Origin of the sequence: Peribacillus simplex NBRC 15720 = DSM 1321 (assembly GCF_002243645.1) — a bacterium.
Lineage (GTDB): Bacteria > Bacillota > Bacilli > Bacillales > DSM-1321 > Peribacillus > Peribacillus simplex.
In genome coordinates this window covers 871,038-887,321 of the sequence record NZ_CP017704.1, presented here as the reverse complement: position 1 = coordinate 887,321, position 16,284 = coordinate 871,038, and the positions used below count along the sequence as shown (strand labels likewise).

At 41.5% G+C, this 16,284-nt stretch carries 15 protein-coding genes; 14 read left to right on the top strand and 1 reads right to left on the bottom strand.

The genetic code is table 11. The annotated features are described in order from the left end of the window. Nucleotides 1-115 precede the first annotated feature (115 nt). The 12 genes from BS1321_RS04030 to BS1321_RS03975 all read left to right on the top strand — a co-directional run bounded on the left by BS1321_RS04030 (nucleotide 116) and on the right by BS1321_RS03975 (nucleotide 13,637). A complete protein-coding gene (locus BS1321_RS04030) occupies nucleotides 116-1,075 on the top strand; it encodes a polysaccharide deacetylase family protein (protein ID WP_063231830.1) in 960 nt (319 codons plus the stop codon). A gap of 46 nt (nucleotides 1,076-1,121) precedes the next feature. Continuing rightward, the gene (locus tag BS1321_RS04025; protein WP_063231829.1) at nucleotides 1,122-2,348 is read left to right on the top strand and encodes a M16 family metallopeptidase; all 1,227 of its coding nucleotides are present in this window, start codon (nucleotides 1,122-1,124) and stop codon (nucleotides 2,346-2,348) included. 162 nt (nucleotides 2,349-2,510) lie between these two features. Next, nucleotides 2,511-2,780: a YlmC/YmxH family sporulation protein gene (locus tag BS1321_RS04020; RefSeq protein WP_063231828.1), complete on the top strand. Its 270-nt coding sequence runs from the start codon at nucleotides 2,511-2,513 to the stop codon at nucleotides 2,778-2,780. A gap of 229 nt (nucleotides 2,781-3,009) precedes the next feature. Beyond that, nucleotides 3,010-3,912, top strand: coding sequence for a dipicolinic acid synthetase subunit A (gene dpaA, locus BS1321_RS04015; RefSeq protein ID WP_063232124.1), 903 nt, complete (start codon nucleotides 3,010-3,012; stop codon nucleotides 3,910-3,912). Further along, the gene (locus BS1321_RS04010; protein WP_063231827.1) at nucleotides 3,909-4,511 is read left to right on the top strand and encodes a dipicolinate synthase subunit B; all 603 of its coding nucleotides are present in this window, start codon (nucleotides 3,909-3,911) and stop codon (nucleotides 4,509-4,511) included. Before dpaA ends, BS1321_RS04010 begins: the two co-directional genes overlap by 4 nt. 212 nt (nucleotides 4,512-4,723) lie before the next feature. After that, entirely contained in the window at nucleotides 4,724-5,779 is a 1,056-nt protein-coding gene (gene asd, locus BS1321_RS04005) for an aspartate-semialdehyde dehydrogenase (protein ID WP_063231826.1), read from the top strand. Between the two features lie 97 nt (nucleotides 5,780-5,876). Then, entirely contained in the window at nucleotides 5,877-7,103 is a 1,227-nt protein-coding gene (gene dapG, locus BS1321_RS04000; protein WP_063231825.1) for an aspartate kinase, read from the top strand. A 42-nt stretch (nucleotides 7,104-7,145) separates the two neighbouring features. Then, nucleotides 7,146-8,015: a 4-hydroxy-tetrahydrodipicolinate synthase gene (dapA, locus tag BS1321_RS03995; RefSeq protein ID WP_063231824.1), complete on the top strand. Its 870-nt coding sequence runs from the start codon at nucleotides 7,146-7,148 to the stop codon at nucleotides 8,013-8,015. 282 nt (nucleotides 8,016-8,297) lie between these two features. After that, a complete protein-coding gene (locus tag BS1321_RS03990) occupies nucleotides 8,298-9,968 on the top strand; it encodes a ribonuclease J (RefSeq protein WP_063231823.1) in 1,671 nt (556 codons plus the stop codon). A gap of 128 nt (nucleotides 9,969-10,096) precedes the next feature. Continuing rightward, the gene (locus BS1321_RS03985) at nucleotides 10,097-10,843 is read left to right on the top strand and encodes a ClpP family protease (RefSeq protein WP_094246577.1); all 747 of its coding nucleotides are present in this window, start codon (nucleotides 10,097-10,099) and stop codon (nucleotides 10,841-10,843) included. Continuing rightward, entirely contained in the window at nucleotides 10,840-11,067 is a 228-nt protein-coding gene (locus BS1321_RS03980) for a YlzJ-like family protein (protein WP_063231821.1), read from the top strand. The genes BS1321_RS03985 and BS1321_RS03980 overlap by 4 nt, the downstream gene beginning before the upstream one ends. A 239-nt stretch (nucleotides 11,068-11,306) precedes the next feature. After that, the gene (locus tag BS1321_RS03975) at nucleotides 11,307-13,637 is read left to right on the top strand and encodes a DNA translocase FtsK (RefSeq protein ID WP_063231820.1); all 2,331 of its coding nucleotides are present in this window, start codon (nucleotides 11,307-11,309) and stop codon (nucleotides 13,635-13,637) included. Nucleotides 13,638-13,666: 29 nt separating this feature from the next. Here the strand turns inward: BS1321_RS03975 and BS1321_RS03970 are convergent, their stop codons facing one another. After that, the gene (locus BS1321_RS03970) at nucleotides 13,667-13,966 is read right to left on the bottom strand and encodes a DUF6509 family protein (protein ID WP_063231819.1); all 300 of its coding nucleotides are present in this window, start codon (nucleotides 13,964-13,966) and stop codon (nucleotides 13,667-13,669) included. Nucleotides 13,967-14,271: 305 nt separating this feature from the next. Between BS1321_RS03970 and BS1321_RS03965 the strand changes: the two genes are divergently transcribed. Together BS1321_RS03965 and BS1321_RS03960 are read left to right on the top strand one after the other, a co-directional pair. Further along, a complete protein-coding gene (locus BS1321_RS03965) occupies nucleotides 14,272-14,997 on the top strand; it encodes a GntR family transcriptional regulator (RefSeq protein ID WP_063231818.1) in 726 nt (241 codons plus the stop codon). Nucleotides 14,998-15,157: 160 nt separating this feature from the next. Beyond that, the gene (locus BS1321_RS03960; protein ID WP_063231817.1) at nucleotides 15,158-16,249 is read left to right on the top strand and encodes a BMP family lipoprotein; all 1,092 of its coding nucleotides are present in this window, start codon (nucleotides 15,158-15,160) and stop codon (nucleotides 16,247-16,249) included. Nucleotides 16,250-16,284: the final 35 nt, after the last annotated feature.

The following is a 16,284-nucleotide window of genomic DNA, read 5'->3' as shown; positions in this document are numbered from 1 at the left end:
TGCTTTTTTTGCATGAAAGTATAGGAATAACCATAGTGTGAATGGCATTAAAAGGATGTCATGTTCTACCTTGTCCGTTTTCTTCATACATTTTGGTATGAAGGGGGCGTAAAAAATGAATAATAAATGGAAGCAGATAGTTGCGATAAGTGCCATTGCAGGTATATCATGGTTATTAGTGCAAAATCCATATACACAAATTTATTTGACCCAATTAACCGATGATTCAGTTGCTTCAATGAAGCAAGAGGACGAGCTTCTTTTACAAATAAAAGAATCAACAAAAAAATATGAGATTGCACCACAGGATGCACGAATAGATTCTGTTTGGAAAACCGTTCCTGCATATAATGGCCTGAAGGTAAATATTGATGATTCGTATAAAGCCATGAAGAAGGAGGGCGTGTTCGATAAGGATAAGCTGGTATTTCAGCAGGTACCTGCAAAGATACATATGGAGGATCTGGATCCGGCTCCGATTTACCGGGCCCATCCCGAAAAGCCAGTGGTTTCATTTTTAATCAATGTGGCCTGGGGGAATGAATACTTACAAGATATGTTGGCCGTGTTAAAAAAGAATAATGTCAAGGCCACTTTTTTCCTTGAAGGGAATTGGACCAAGAAAAATCCTGATTTGGCTAAGATGATTAAGGGTGGCGGGCATGAAATTGGAAATCATTCTTATTCACATCCCGATATGAAAAACATATCCGCACAAGCTACACGTGAGGAAATTCGAAAAACGAACGAAGTCATTGAAGCGGTGACAGGTTTGAAAATGAAATGGTTCGCACCACCAAGTGGAAGCTACCGGGATGAAACGGTGAAAATCGCGGATTCTTTGGGTATGGAGACAGCCATGTGGAGTGTGGATACGATCGACTGGCAAAAGCCAAGCCCTGAAGTCCTTCAACAAAGAGTGCTTTCTAAGGTACACCCAGGAGCATTTATATTGATGCATCCGACGGAATCCACTGCAAAATCATTGGAAACGTTAATAATTGAAATAAAAAAGAAAGACTTAGATGTAGTTACCGTTTCGGAAGCAGTAGATGAAGAGCGATCGAATCCATAATGTATTGGTAACGATAGCAGCATAGAATGATTGGGAGGAATGTTAGTTGATTAAGAAATACACGTGTCAAAATGGAGTTAGAATTGTATTGGAAAATATTCCAACTGTACGCTCAGCAGCAATTGGAGTATGGATCAAAACAGGTTCAAGAAATGAAACACCAGAATTGAATGGGGTTTCACATTTCCTGGAGCATATGTTCTTCAAAGGAACAACTACGAGAAATGCGCGTGAAATTGCCGAGTCGTTCGATAGTATTGGGGGACAGGTGAATGCATTCACTTCAAAAGAATATACATGCTATTATGCTAAAGTAATGGATAACCATGCAAGCTATGCTCTTGAAATCCTAGCTGATATGTTCTTCAACTCAACATTTGATGGGGAAGAATTGAAAAAAGAAAAAAATGTCGTCTACGAAGAAATCAAAATGTACGAAGACACACCCGATGACATTGTCCATGACCTCTTAAGCAAGGCAGTATATGAAAATCACCCCCTTGGCTATCCTATACTTGGGACGGAAAATACGCTTGAAACGTTCAATAGTGATACATTAAAAAAATACGTCCATGACATGTATACACCCGATAAAGTGGTAGTGTCCATTGCTGGGAATGTGGATGAAAAATTGATTCAGGAAGTCGAAAACTACTTTGGCTCGTATCAAGGAGGGGAAGACCGTCTTGAATTGGTCAAACCGTCCTTCCATGAAAATAGGATCACCCGTAAAAAAGATACGGAACAAGCCCACTTATGCCTTGGTTACAAAGGGTTGGAAATCGGTAATGATAAAACATACAGCCTGATTACCTTGAATAACATTCTTGGAGGAAGCATGAGTAGCCGCCTATTCCAGGACGTTAGGGAGCAACGCGGCCTTGCCTATTCCGTTTATTCCTATCATTCCAGCTATCAAGATAGCGGTATGGTGACAGTATATGGGGGGACAGGCACAAATCAGCTTGACAGCCTGTATGAAACCATTCAGGAAACACTGGATACTTTAAAAAGGGATGGCATTACGGAAAAGGAATTACGAAATAGTAAAGAGCAACTTAAAGGAAGCTTGATGCTCAGCCTTGAAAGCACGAATAGCCGCATGAGCCGGAACGGAAAAAATGAGCTGATGTTGGGTGAGCACCGTTCCCTTGATGATATCATCATCAAGATTGACGCGGTGACAGAGGATACCGTCAATGAATTGGCAAATCAGATCTTTACGAAACATTCCTTGTCATTAGTGAGCCCGTTGGAAAACTGGGACAAATAATAACGAACAAGTCTGCACCTTCCTTTTATTAATGGGAGGTCAGGCTTTTTTTCGTTGAATGTGGGAGGGTCCTATGTTATGGACAATATTTGGATAAATTCCTTCTAAGTTTACCTTTTTCGGATATAGATTGAATAGAAGGCGAAAAAGGGGGAACCAAAATTGAGGTTGAGCGAATTGAGCGGAAAGGAAATAGTCGATGTGAATAGGGCGGAAAGATTAGGAATCCTTGGTCAGACGGATTTGGAGATAGATGAAACTGGACAAATTACCTCGTTGATCATCCCATCTGTTAAATGGTTTGGCCTTATAAGGAATGGCAGTGAAATAAGAGTGCCATGGGAACATATAAAAAAAATCGGTGCGGATATGGTCATCATTGATTTTCAGGAAGGACTTTCACTTAAAGACGGAGAGCATATGGACGGTTAAATGACGCACGCCCCATACTCCTTGGAACTTTTCGAAATGCACTCTCGAAAACGCCTTAGCTGCCAATAGCTAGGGCGTTTTTTCTTTTCTTATCACCGTTTTTTAAGTGAAAACATAAGATGGCAGGGTAACTAGAGAATGTAGGAAAAACCGAATTGCTTCCTGAAGGAATTGTATCATGAGGCAAGGAATGTTTAGGATCTTTTATATAAAGAAGGTGACGGTTTTAATGCTCACAGGCTTGCAAATCGCTGTAATTGGTGGAGATGCGCGTCAGCTTGAAGTTGTCCGTAAACTGACGGAGCTTGATGCAAAGCTATTATTGGTAGGTTTTGAACAGCTCGACCATGCTTTTACCGGCGCAGTTAAGGAAAAAATGGAAGATATAAATTTCATGGAATTAGATTCAGTTATTTTACCTGTCCGGGGCACGGATTCAGATGGGAAAGTAGAAACGATCTTTTCCAGTGAAGAGGTTGTTTTGACTGAAGAAATGATAAAAAATACCCCGGCACATTGCATTTTTTATGCAGGAATCAGTAACGATTACCTCGATGAGATATTCAAGAAAGTGGATCGCAAACTCGTTCTATTGTTCGAACGTGATGATGTGGCTATTTATAATTCGATTCCCACTGTTGAAGGTGCGATCATGATGGCCATTCAACATACGGATTTTACTATCCATGGATCGAATGTAGCCGTTCTCGGACTGGGAAGGGTCGGTATGAGTGTAGCCCGGTCATTTCAGGCACTTGGAGCAAAAGTAAAGGTGGGGGCAAGAAAAAGTGAAGATATTGCAAGGATCAGTGAAATGGCATTAACCCCTTTTCATTTAAATGATCTTGCTGCAGAAATGAAAAATGTTGATATATGTATCAATACGATTCCTTTTCCGATAATTACCGCAAAAGTTATAGCTAATATGCCCGTTCATACATTAATCATCGACCTTGCTTCAAAACCGGGGGGGACGGATTTTCGTTACGCTGAAAAAAGGGGAATTAAGGCGCTGTTGGCACCGAGCCTGCCGGGTATAGTTGCCCCGAAAACAGCTGGTCAGATATTAGCGAATGCACTGGGACTATTGATTCAAGACGAGTTCTTGAAAAGGAAGGGGAAAATAATATGAGTCTCAAAGGGAAAAGGATTGGTTTCGGATTAACAGGATCACATTGCACATATGATGAAGTGTTTCCGGAAATAGAAAAACTTGTAAATGAAGGGGTGGAAGTCATTCCAATCGTAACATCGACAGTACAAAACACGGAAACCCGTTTTGGAAAGGGCGAGGACTGGGTCGAAAGAATAGAAAAATTGACGGGGAATCATGTCGTTGATACAATCGTCAAAGCAGAGCCATTAGGACCTAAATTGCCACTTGATTGTATGGTGATCGCTCCTTTAACGGGTAACTCAATGAGTAAAATGGCAAATGCTCTTACCGATTCGCCTGTACTTATGGCTGCAAAAGCGACGATGAGAAATCATCGTCCAGTCGTGGTCGCGATATCAACAAATGATGCACTTGGGTTAAATGGTGTCAATCTAATGAGGCTGATGGCAGCAAAAGATATTTACTTTGTTCCATATGGCCAGGATAATCCCACAGGCAAACCAAGTTCCATGGTTGCAAGGATGAGCATGATAAGGGATACGATCATATCGGCACTGGAAAGGGAACAGATTCAACCTGTCATCGTCGAAAGGTTCAAGGATGATTTAGCCTGAACAAGTTTCTGCCACGGATCCAGCTTTGTAACGACTGACATATATGCATAAATTTGTAGGTTGAAGTTATAAAAAACCACTCCACTACCAGAATATTTTGTTAAAGTGCGACCCTTTGGAATGTTAATGTGATAAAATAAATGATATTCTGAACAAGAAGTAATAAATCCAACAAATAACTAATTTAAGAGATAGAAAAGGAGTATGTATAAATGACTGAGACACAGGGATTGCGTATTGCAGTTGTGGGAGCAACTGGAGCAGTAGGACAACAAATGATTTCAACACTCGAACAAAGGGACTTACCGATTAAGAATATCATCTTTTTATCATCGGCTCGTTCTGCAGGAATCAAACTTACGTTTAAGGGCGAAGAAATCGAAGTGCAGGAAGCAAAACCTGAAAGCTTTGAAGGCATCGATATCGCTTTATTCAGTGCTGGAGGAAGCGTGTCTAAGGAATTGGCTCCAGAAGCAGTGAAACGCGGTGCGATAGTAGTGGATAATACGAGCGCTTTCCGCATGGATGAAAATGTGCCGCTAGTCGTTCCTGAAGTAAATGAAGAAGACTTGAAACAGCATAATGGGATCATTGCAAACCCGAATTGTTCAACTATCCAAATGGTTGTGGCATTAGAGCCTATCCGCCAGACATATGGCTTATCAAAAATTGTTGTTTCTACTTACCAGGCTGTTTCTGGTGCAGGTGCTGCAGCGATAAATGAATTAAAGGAACAAGCTCGCGACTTGCTTGATGAAAAAGAAATAGAACCGAAAATTTTACCGGTCAAAGGGGACGAAAAGCATTATCAAATCGCATTTAACGTCATTCCCCAAATCGATAAATTCCAAGATAACGGGTACACATTCGAAGAGATGAAAATGATTAATGAAACAAAGAAAATCATGCATATGCAAGACCTTCCAGTAGCTGCAACTTGCGTAAGGCTTCCTGTGGTTACAGGTCATTCGGAATCTGTATACATTGAAGTTGAAAAAGAAGGCATAGCGGCTTCTCAAATCAAGGATTTAATGAGAACGGCACCTGGAATTGTGTTAGAAGATGAACCGGAACAACAAGTATACCCAACTCCTGCTTCATCCGTCGGCAAGAATGATGTATTCGTCGGTCGAATTCGCAAAGATTTGGATGAAGATAAAGGCTTCCATTTATGGGTGGTTTCCGATAATCTATTAAAAGGAGCAGCTTGGAATTCCGTTCAAATTGCTGAAAGCCTTTTGAAATTAGGTTTGGTTACCGTTAAGTAAGAATTTGAACTCGACACAAAATTAATTTCCAATAGAGATAGAGAGTTTTTGTCAGCTTCCCGGATCGGGAAGCTGGCTTATATTTGGGGTGCATATTATGAAAATTATCGTCCAGAAATACGGAGGGACATCCGTTCGAGATGAGGCAAGCCGTTCATTTGCCAAGGGACATATAGAAAATGCGATTAAAGAAGGCTATAAAGTGGTGGTTGTGGTTTCAGCAATGGGAAGAAAAGGCGATCCTTATGCAACGGATACCTTACTTTCCCTAGTAAATGGAGCGAAAGCCAGCCTTTCAAAACGAGAACAGGATTTACTTATGTCAGTAGGAGAAACGATATCATCTGTCGTATTTACGAATATGCTCTTGGAAAATGGTATTGATGCAGTCGCTTATACTGGAGCTCAAGCGGGATTCTTGACGAATACCGACTATTCAAGTGCGAAAATAATCGAAATGAAGTGCGATCGTCTCATGAAAGAACTTGAAGTGAAGGATGTCGTCGTTGTAGCAGGTTTCCAAGGAGCTGCTAAAAACGGGGACATCACGACCATCGGCCGTGGTGGAAGTGATACTTCAGCTGCTGCATTAGGTGCTGCATTGCAAGCGGAACGGGTCGATATTTTTACGGATGTGGAAGGAATCATGACGGCAGATCCACGTATTGCCGATCAAGCTCGTCCATTATCAATCGTTTCGTATACGGAAGTTTGCAACATGGCTTATCAAGGGGCGAAGGTCATTCACCCGAGAGCCGTTGAAATTGCGATGCAGGCAAAAGTCCCGATTCGGATAAGGTCAACATACAGCGAAGGTTTGGGGACACTTGTTACAAGCGTGACCAAGGGAAGCCAGGGCAGTGACATACGTGAAAGGCTCGTAACCGGGATTGCCCATGTTCCAAAGATTACTCAAATCAAGGTCCGTGCGAAAAAAGATCAATATAATCTACAGGCAGAAGTTTTCAAAGCAATGGCCAATGCCTCCATTTCAGTGGACTTTATAAATATATATCCAAGTGGTGTAGTTTATACCGTTTCAGAAGAGATGACAGAACTTGCCCTCTCGATTTTGGCCGAGCTTGGTCATGAACCGGTCATAGAACGGAATTGTGCCAAGGTTTCAGTAGTTGGTGCAGGCATCAACGGAGTGCCGGGCGTTGCAGCGAAGATTGTCACAGCGCTTTCCGAAAAGGAAATTGCCATTCTCCAGTCAGCGGACAGTCATACGACAATTTGGGTACTCGTAAAAGAAGAAGATTTAATAGAAGCTGTTAATTCTCTGCACTATGCATTTCAATTGCATGAAAGTGAAATACATTAATCATAGGGTTTTTAATAAATAAAGGTTTTAAAGAGGTGTTAGATGATGATATTTGGTAGAGTATCAACCGCAATGGTCACCCCTTTCGATAGCAAGGGAAATGTTGATTTTCAAAAGACGACTTCATTGGTTAATTACTTATTAACTAATGGAACCGATTCGCTTGTGATTTCGGGAACGACAGGTGAATCTCCAACTTTATCTTCGGAGGAGAAAATTGCGTTATTGCGTCATGTTTCTAAGGTTGTTGAAAAACGTGTACCCATCATCATGGGTACAGGAAGCAACAATACGTATGCTTCCATCGAGTTGACAAAAAAAGCGGAACAAAATGGCGCCGATGCGATAATGCTAGTTGCCCCGTATTATAGTAAAACGAATCAAGAAGGTCTGTACCAGCATTTTAAGGCTATTGCAGCTAGTACGACTCTTCCTGTTATGGTATATAATATCCCTGGGCGCGCTTCGGTTAACATTGAACCGGAAACGATCATCCGCCTTTCGAAAATTCCTAATATCGTTGCCGTTAAGGAAGCGAGCGGGGATTTAAACGCTATGACCCAAATCATAGCCGGCACGGATGAAGATTTTGCATTATATAGTGGGGACGACGCTTTAACACTCCCAGTATTGGCGATTGGTGGTGTGGGTGTAGTTTCGGTTGCTTCACATATTGCTGGTAATGAGTTGCAGAAAATAGTGGAGGCCTTCATCAGTGGGAATTTGAAAGAGGCAGCCCGGCTGCATCAGGAACTGTTACCGCTTATAAAAGGTTTGTTTGCGGCGCCAAGCCCTGCACCTGTCAAAACAGCGCTTCAGTTATATGGAATTGACGTTGGATCGGTGAGACTTCCAATCGTGCCATTGACGGAGCAGGAGCGCCTTGCATTAACAAAGGTATTAAAAAAATAAAAAGACACGGAACAAGCTGATCGTTGAAGATTGGCTTGTTTTTACATAATGATGTATATGAATGGGATTTACTTTCCGATTTCGGGATGAAAATATTTGGATTTTTTTATGATCAATCGAAACTCGATAAAAGTACAAAGGATCTCTTACATAATAGGTTGTTTTTTTGAATTAAATGAAAAAGTCCCTCTGAAAATGGTAAGTGTTGTCATGTTTTTTGAACATCGGTTATAATGAAATCATTGGGAAATTATGAACGGGATTTTTAAGGAGGATATTCGATTGGGTAAAGATAAAAATAATGGAATAAAAGTGATTTCTCTTGGAGGACAAGGGGAACTTGGTAAAAATATGTACGTCGTCGAGGTGAACGAGGACATCTATCTTCTTGATGCAGGGTTAATGTTGCCAGAAGACGAAATGCTCGGAATCGATGCGGTTATCCCTGATATTTCTTATTTGATGGATAATAAGGAACGGGTGCAGGGGATATTCATTACTCATGGTCATGAAGACCATATGGGAGCGCTTGCTTATGTCTTGAAATATTTACCAGTACCTGTTTATGGAACAAAGCTTACACTTGCTTTAATCAAAACGAAATTAAAAGAAGATGGCTTTAACGGCAGGGCAACATTCACTGAAATCGATTCGGATTCTCTTTTAAGTTTCCCTCAAGCAGCCGTGTCTTTTTTCCGGACTAACCATAGTATTCCTGATTCCGTCGGAATCGTGATCCACACTCGTGAAGGTGCAATCGTTTATACAGGGGATTTCAAATTCGACCAAGCAGCAACAGATCTATATAAACCGGAAATCGGTAAAATGGCTAGCATCGGTGAAGAAGGTGTCCTATGCTTGCTTTCGGATAGTACCGGTGCCGAGAGGCCAGGTTATACGACATCAGAAGCAGTTGTGGCCAAAGATATTACAGAGGCTTTTCATGCTGCATCCGGAAGGATCATCGTTGCGTGCTTCGCTTCGAACATCAATCGGATTCAACATGTTTTCAATGCAGCGGCAGCAAGTCGCAGAAAAGTGGCAGTTGTAGGAAAAAGCCTGCAACGCGTTTATGAAACTGCCTTGAACCTTGGCTACTTAAAGGTCGAAGAAGAGCTGATAATCCCAATTAATGAAATTAGTCAGTATGACGACCGTGAAATCGTCGTGTTATCGACAGGTCATCAGGGGGAGCCCATTGCGGCACTTCAAAAAATGGCTAAACAGACCCACAAGCAGGTAACGATCAAAAAGGGAGATACAGTTTTGATCAGTGCATCACCCCTACAAGGCGGCGAACTTATTTTATCCAAAACCGTCGATTTACTATACAGGGTAGGTGCGGAAGTGGTATCTGCAAATAAATATAAAGTGCACGTAACAGGGCATGGCAGCCAGGAAGAACTTAAAATGATGATCAATTTGATGAATCCTAAATTCTTCATCCCTGTACATGGGGAATACCGCCATTTATATGCCCATCAAAAAGTTGGGATAGCCGCGGGGATTAAACGAGAAAACATCATAATTGCCGAAAAAGGTGATGTCATTGAACTAAAGGGCAATAAAATGGGTCTTTCCGGCAAAGTCTCTGCAGGAAATATCTTGATAGATGGCAGCGGTGTTGGAGATGTGGGTAATATCGTTCTTCGTGATCGGCGCTTATTATCCCAGGATGGCATTTTGATTGTAGTGGTCACGTTGAACCGTCAGGATAAAAGCATTGCAGCTGGCCCTGAAATCATTTCAAGGGGCTTCGTATATGTTCGCGAATCAGAAAAAATGATTGGGGAAGCAACTGAAATAGTAAGTGAAATCGTAAAGAAAAATGGGTCGCGCCAACCTTTTGATTGGTCCACGCTGAAGCAGGAAATGCGTGATGCGTTAAACCAATTCTTCTATGAAAAAACGAAACGACGCCCAATGATTTTACCAATCATTATGGAATATTAAGTAAGGAACCCCTGATTTGAACAGTCAGGGGTTTTTTTTTCTGTGTCAAACCTCTTTTATCTTGAAGAATGAAGTCCGAGACTCGAGACATAATAAAGCTATAGGCTTAAGAGAAAGGGGTTGGCATAGTGGATAATGCACCATTACCAAATGAAAATGAAGGCAAGCAGGAAGGTAAGAATTCAACTTTAATCGAAAAGATCCAGCAGCTGGGGGCTACTAATGTTCCGCAACTATCTCAGGACTCAAAAATCCATTGTTTGACGATCATTGGACAAATTGAAGGACATATGCAGCTGCCGCCTCAAAATAAAACGACCAAATATGAACATGTTATTCCGCAAATTGTGGCAATTGAACAAAATCCCAATATAGAGGGGCTGCTTGTCATTTTAAATACAGTGGGAGGAGATGTCGAAGCGGGACTGGCCATCGCAGAAATGCTGGCTTCCCTTTCAAAGCCATCCGTCTCCATTGTACTTGGCGGGGGGCATTCGATCGGTGTGCCGATTGCGGTTTCGTGTGACCATAGCTTTATAGCAGAAACAGCAACGATGACGATTCATCCCATTCGTTTGACAGGGCTAGTCATTGGCGTGCCTCAAACCTTTGAATACTTGGATAAAATGCAGGAAAGAGTCATTAAATTTGTTACGAGGCACTCTAACGTTACGGAAGAAAGTTTTAAGGATTTAATGTTTGCTAAAGGAAATTTAACCCGTGATATTGGCACGAATGTAATCGGGGCAGAGGCAGTTGAAATCGGTATGATCGATGATGTAGGAGGAGTAGGCCAGGCCATGAGAAAACTAAATAGCTTCATGGAAGAAAGAAGGCCCAAAATTGCTGGGGAAGAGGAGGGGCTTCTGCAATGACGCTTTATACGATCGTTCCTGAAGAAATAATTTTCCCTCATCACCATGAGAAGACGGCAAATTTAATAGAAATGATCTATAATGGTGTACATGTGATGGTTGAACATGACGGTGGCCGCACGTTTCGAATTGATCGAATTGTAAGCACGGATCCTGAAGATTATATGAATGTACACATTCAGCCGGGTGCTGTCATAAATGTGTTCGAACAGATGAATCCTTAGTAGTAACGACTAACTGAGGTAAATTATGATATACTGGAATGAAAATCAGCAGCCGCTTGGCTGCTTTATTCATTATATGGGAAAATTGTCCGCCTTAAGAGTAAATGGTATATATATCAAGGACAGGGACATATTTATTTGGTATAATCAGTGAGCGAACGTTTGTTTCGTGAAGGGAAATCATGTAGAGATGTTGAATAGGAAAGTTAGAATAGTTTCATGAAGAATCAGGTGATATTATGGCAAAGAAGAAACGCAGAAAAAAGAATAGTACAGAGAAGTTAAAACTAACGCTTAAATATGAATTGATTGGCCTAACTTTAATAGGTCTGGCCATCATTGCCATTGCCAAGCTTGGAGCAGTGGGAAATGGGACGGTCTTTTTAATCCGCTTCTTCATGGGGGAATGGTATATCCTCTTTTTATTGGGAGCAATTGCAGCTGGCTTCTATTTGATGATAAAGAGAGAGGTCCCTTACCTGTTAAAACGGCAATTCGTCGGGATGTACTTCCTTGTCGCGAGCATGCTCCTACTAAGTCATGTGACGCTGTTTAACATGCTTGCAGATGGAGGACCGTTTACGAAGCCCAGCGTCATTTCGAATACATGGGAATTATTCTGGATGGAAGTGACCGGCAAGGCCAGCACAAAGGACCTTGGGGGCGGTATGATTGGAGCAATATTATTTGCAGCCTCATACTTTTTATTCGACGAAGCTGGATCGAAAATCGTTTCATTCCTTTTTATCATTGTAGGTGCCGTCCTATTGACCGGGAAAACTTTAGGTGAAACCCTCGGGAAGTTTTTCATGGGTCTCGGCGGCTTTTTCAAAAAACAATGGTCCGCATTCAGAGATGATATGAAAACGTGGAATGAAGACAAAAAAGAAAAGAAAAAGAATCCCGTGAAAAAGAAGAAACGGGAAAAAGATCCGGATGAAGAAACTGTTCAGCCCCTTCATCAAGAAGAGGAAACACAGCAAATGGCGACGGAACGGATCATTTCCAGCTTTGCTGATAAAGCTTATAGCGACGAAAATGAAATAATTCCGGTTGTTCCGGAACCTGCAGCTGAAAGTACAGAGGACCAAGATGATGCCGTTCCACCTATGAATTTTACGGAAGTGGAGAATAAAGAATATCTTTTGCCGCCTCTTTCATTATTATTGCAGCCCAAAAAAACGGACCAAAGCGGAGAGTACCAATTGATCCATGAAAATGCGGCAAAACTTGAGCGCACCTTTCATAGCTTTGGAGTGAAAGCGAGGGTCACGCAAGTTCATTTAGGCCCAGCCGTAACCAAGTATGAAGTTCATCCGGATGTAGGGGTGAAGGTAAGTAAAATTGTCAGCCTATCCGATGACTTGGCGCTTGCACTGGCCGCAAAGGATATTAGGATCGAAGCTCCGATTCCCGGAAAATCGGCTATCGGTATAGAAGTGCCTAACTCCGAAGTGGCAATGGTGTCATTAAGGGAAGTATTAGAGGCCAAAGAAGTTGACAAGCCTGACGCAAAACTGCAAATAGGCTTAGGGCGGAATATTTCTGGTGAAGCGGTTAAAGCGGAGCTCAATAAAATGCCGCATTTACTAGTGGCTGGTGCTACTGGCAGCGGGAAATCCGTTTGTATCAACGGGATTATCACGAGTATTCTGATGCGGGCAAAACCGCATGAAGTGAAAATGATGATGATCGATCCAAAAATGGTGGAGTTGAATGTCTATAATGGAATTCCCCACTTACTCGCACCTGTAGTGACAAATCCAAAGAAAGCTGCACAGGCTTTACAAAAAGTTGTCAGTGAAATGGAAAGGCGCTACGAGTTATTTTCCCATTCCGGTACACGTAATATTGAAGGCTACAACGATTATATTAACCGGTATAACATAGAAGAAGATGCAAAACAACCGCTCTTGCCTTATATCGTAGTCATTGTCGATGAGCTGGCGGATTTGATGATGGTCGCCTCAAATGATGTAGAGGATGCCATCACACGTCTTGCACAAATGGCACGTGCAGCTGGCATCCATTTGATTATTGCCACTCAGCGGCCATCCGTAGATGTAATTACAGGGGTCATTAAAGCGAACATCCCATCTCGGATTGCTTTTAGTGTCTCTTCAATGACCGATTCGAGAACGATACTCGACATGGGCGGAGCCGAAAAACTGTTAGGCCGGGGTGACATGCTCTTCCTGCCTGCAGGAGCTTCAAAACCGGTTCGCGTCCAAGGGGCCTTTTTATCCGACAATGAAGTCGAGGAAGTTGTCACATATGTCATTTCACAGCAAAAAGCACAATATAACGAAGAAATGATACCGGATGAAATTGCAGAAACTTCAAATGGTGAAGTCGAAGATAGTTTATACGGGGATGCGGTGTCCTTGATCGTAGAAATGCAGACTGCATCTGTTTCCATGCTGCAGCGACGTTTCCGGATTGGATATACACGGGCAGCAAGATTGATTGATGAAATGGAAGCGAGGGGAATTGTCGGTCCATATGAAGGCAGTAAACCACGAAATGTATTGGTTACTAAAGATGAACAGGATGAAGCGCATTCATCATAGAAAAAAAAACCGGGCTGCAGCCCGGTTTTTTAATTATTCATCGCCTCGTTTAAATGTTTAAGGCAGAAGTCGGTAATCATCGCTTCTTCATCTTCTTCTAAATCGAATTCAAGTGCGCCTTCGTTCCCTTTTTCAAAAATATCATATTTAATCAATTTGCCTATTTGTTCTTCCACAGCAAAAAGCACCCGGATATATAAACCATTTTCTGAAAAGAGCTCATCCTCTTCAGGCACTTCAATATCCAAGAACAACTCGTAACGTTCCCCGGACAAAATACCAAATGGATCATTCAATTTTTCGATCGTGTATTCTGTAATCTTTAACATCTTGTGTACATCCCTTCAAAGAAGATAAATCCTATTATACAGGAAAACAGCATCTTGAACAGAGCTGCATTCATTTTGCATTTTCAAAAATTAATTTATCTGATTTAGGAGAATAATCGTACAAATTCCGCGGCCTTCTCTAGATTGAAAGACACAGGGAAGGGTAATTTCTCCTAAATTCTTTTAAAGTAAATAGTAAAACACTATTTATTTATATCAAAAAAAATGTTATATTATTTTCGATTAGTAGGAATGATTCAACATCAGAGGTCTGATGTCTTAAGAAATTAGCTGGGGGAAACTGTATGTCAATAAAATCAGATAGTCGACATTTATATTTGCAGGTCATTGATTACCTGAAGCAGGATATTGAAGCAGGGGTCTATCAGGAAAATGAAAAATTCCCTTCAGAATTCGATCTTGCAAAAAAATTGGGAGTGAGTAGGGCGACACTTCGAGAAGCGCTGCGAATTTTAGAAGAAGAAAACATCATCATTCGCCGCCATGGAGTTGGGACTTTCGTCAATCCGAAACCTCGGTTCACTTCAGGTATCGAGCAATTAAAAAGTGTCACGAACATGATTGAAGAGGCAGGAATGAAGCCGGGTACGATTTTCTTAAGCTCGACGGCCCTAGAACCTACAGAAGAGGATATACGCAGGTTTTCTTGTTCAACAGATGAACGCATCGTCATCATCGAACGTGTAAGGACAGCGAATGGGGAGCCAGTTGTCTACTGTATTGACAAAATTCCTGAATCTATACTATCAGAAAATTTTGACCGTAATGATGAGTCTCTTTTGGATATTTTGGAAAGAGATGCGCATCGAAAAATTACGCATGCCGTAGCAGAGATTGAGCCTATTGGATATCATGAGAAAGTTTCTCCTATCCTTAAATGCTCGCCAGAAGCCGCACTACTCGTTCTAAAGCAGATGCATCTGGATGATTGGGACCAGCCTATCCTGTATTCTGTTAACTACTTTAAAGCCAATATGTTCAGCTTTCATGTTCTTCGTAAACGTGTGTAGGCCTTGACCCTGCATACGGGTGAATGCAAGCGTTTGTTTCAATTCCGTAAAAGTCGATCAAACGCGTGCAAAAAAAATTAACGAGAAGTGAAAACGCAAACATAAATGACTTTTCAGAACATTCCTGCTCAAAAAACTATGTATATTAGGGGGATAAAAATTGAAAAAGCGCAAATTAGGTCTAGCTCTTTCACTTGTTCTTGCAGCCGGTACGCTACTAGGGGCATGTGGTAATTCAGAGAATGATGATAAAGAATCTTCAAATGGGAAAGACAAAAAAGATAACTTCACGGTTGCGATGGTAACTGATACTGGCGGCGTGGATGACGAGTCGTTCAACCAATCCGCTTGGAAGGGCATTCAGGAATTCGGTAAGGATAATGGTCTGGAAAAAGGTAAAGATGGCTATAACTACCTGCAATCTAAATCTGATGCCGATTACGCTAAAAACCTGAATACGCTTGTACGTGAAGATTACCAACTAATCTATGGTATCGGTTTTCTTTTAGCCGAAGCTGTTGGTGAAGTGGCTGACCAACGTCCGGATTCACAATTTGCTATCGTGGATACAGTTGTTGATAAAAAGAATGTAGCCAGCATTAATTTTAAAGAGCAGCAAGGTTCATTCCTTGTAGGAGTAATTGCCGGATTGCAAACGAAAACAAACAAGGTCGGTTTTATCGGCGGAGTTGAATCTGAATTAATCAAGAAATTCGAAGTTGGCTTTAAGGCTGGGGTTTTATCTGTAAATCCGGATGCGAAAGTTGAAGTTAAATATGCCGGAGATTTCAATAAAGCTGATATCGGTAAATCCACTGCAGGCTCCATGTATTCTTCAGGTATTGATATTATTTATCATGCTGCTGGCGGAACTGGAAAAGGTGTATTCACAGAAGCTGTCGAGCAAAAGCAAAAAGATCCAAAGAGAGAAATCTATGTTATCGGTGTAGATAGCGACCAAGCTAAATTAGGGGCAGTTCCTGGAACTGACGACAACATCACACTGACTTCCATGCTAAAACGTGTTGACGTAGCAGTTAAAGACCTTTCCGAGAAAGCGAAAGAAGGAAACTTCCCAGGCGGAAAAGTAATTGAGTACGGTATCGAAGAAAATGGTGTAGGCATTTCCGATACAAAAGATAACGTAACAGAAGAATCTTTAAAAGCGGTCGAAGAGTGGACAGAAAAAATTAAATCAGGTGAATTCGTAGTTCCGGGTACGGATGAAGAATTCGAAAAACTTGGTTTATAAGCTGTAATACCAGAAAGAATAGGGAGGCAGAATTG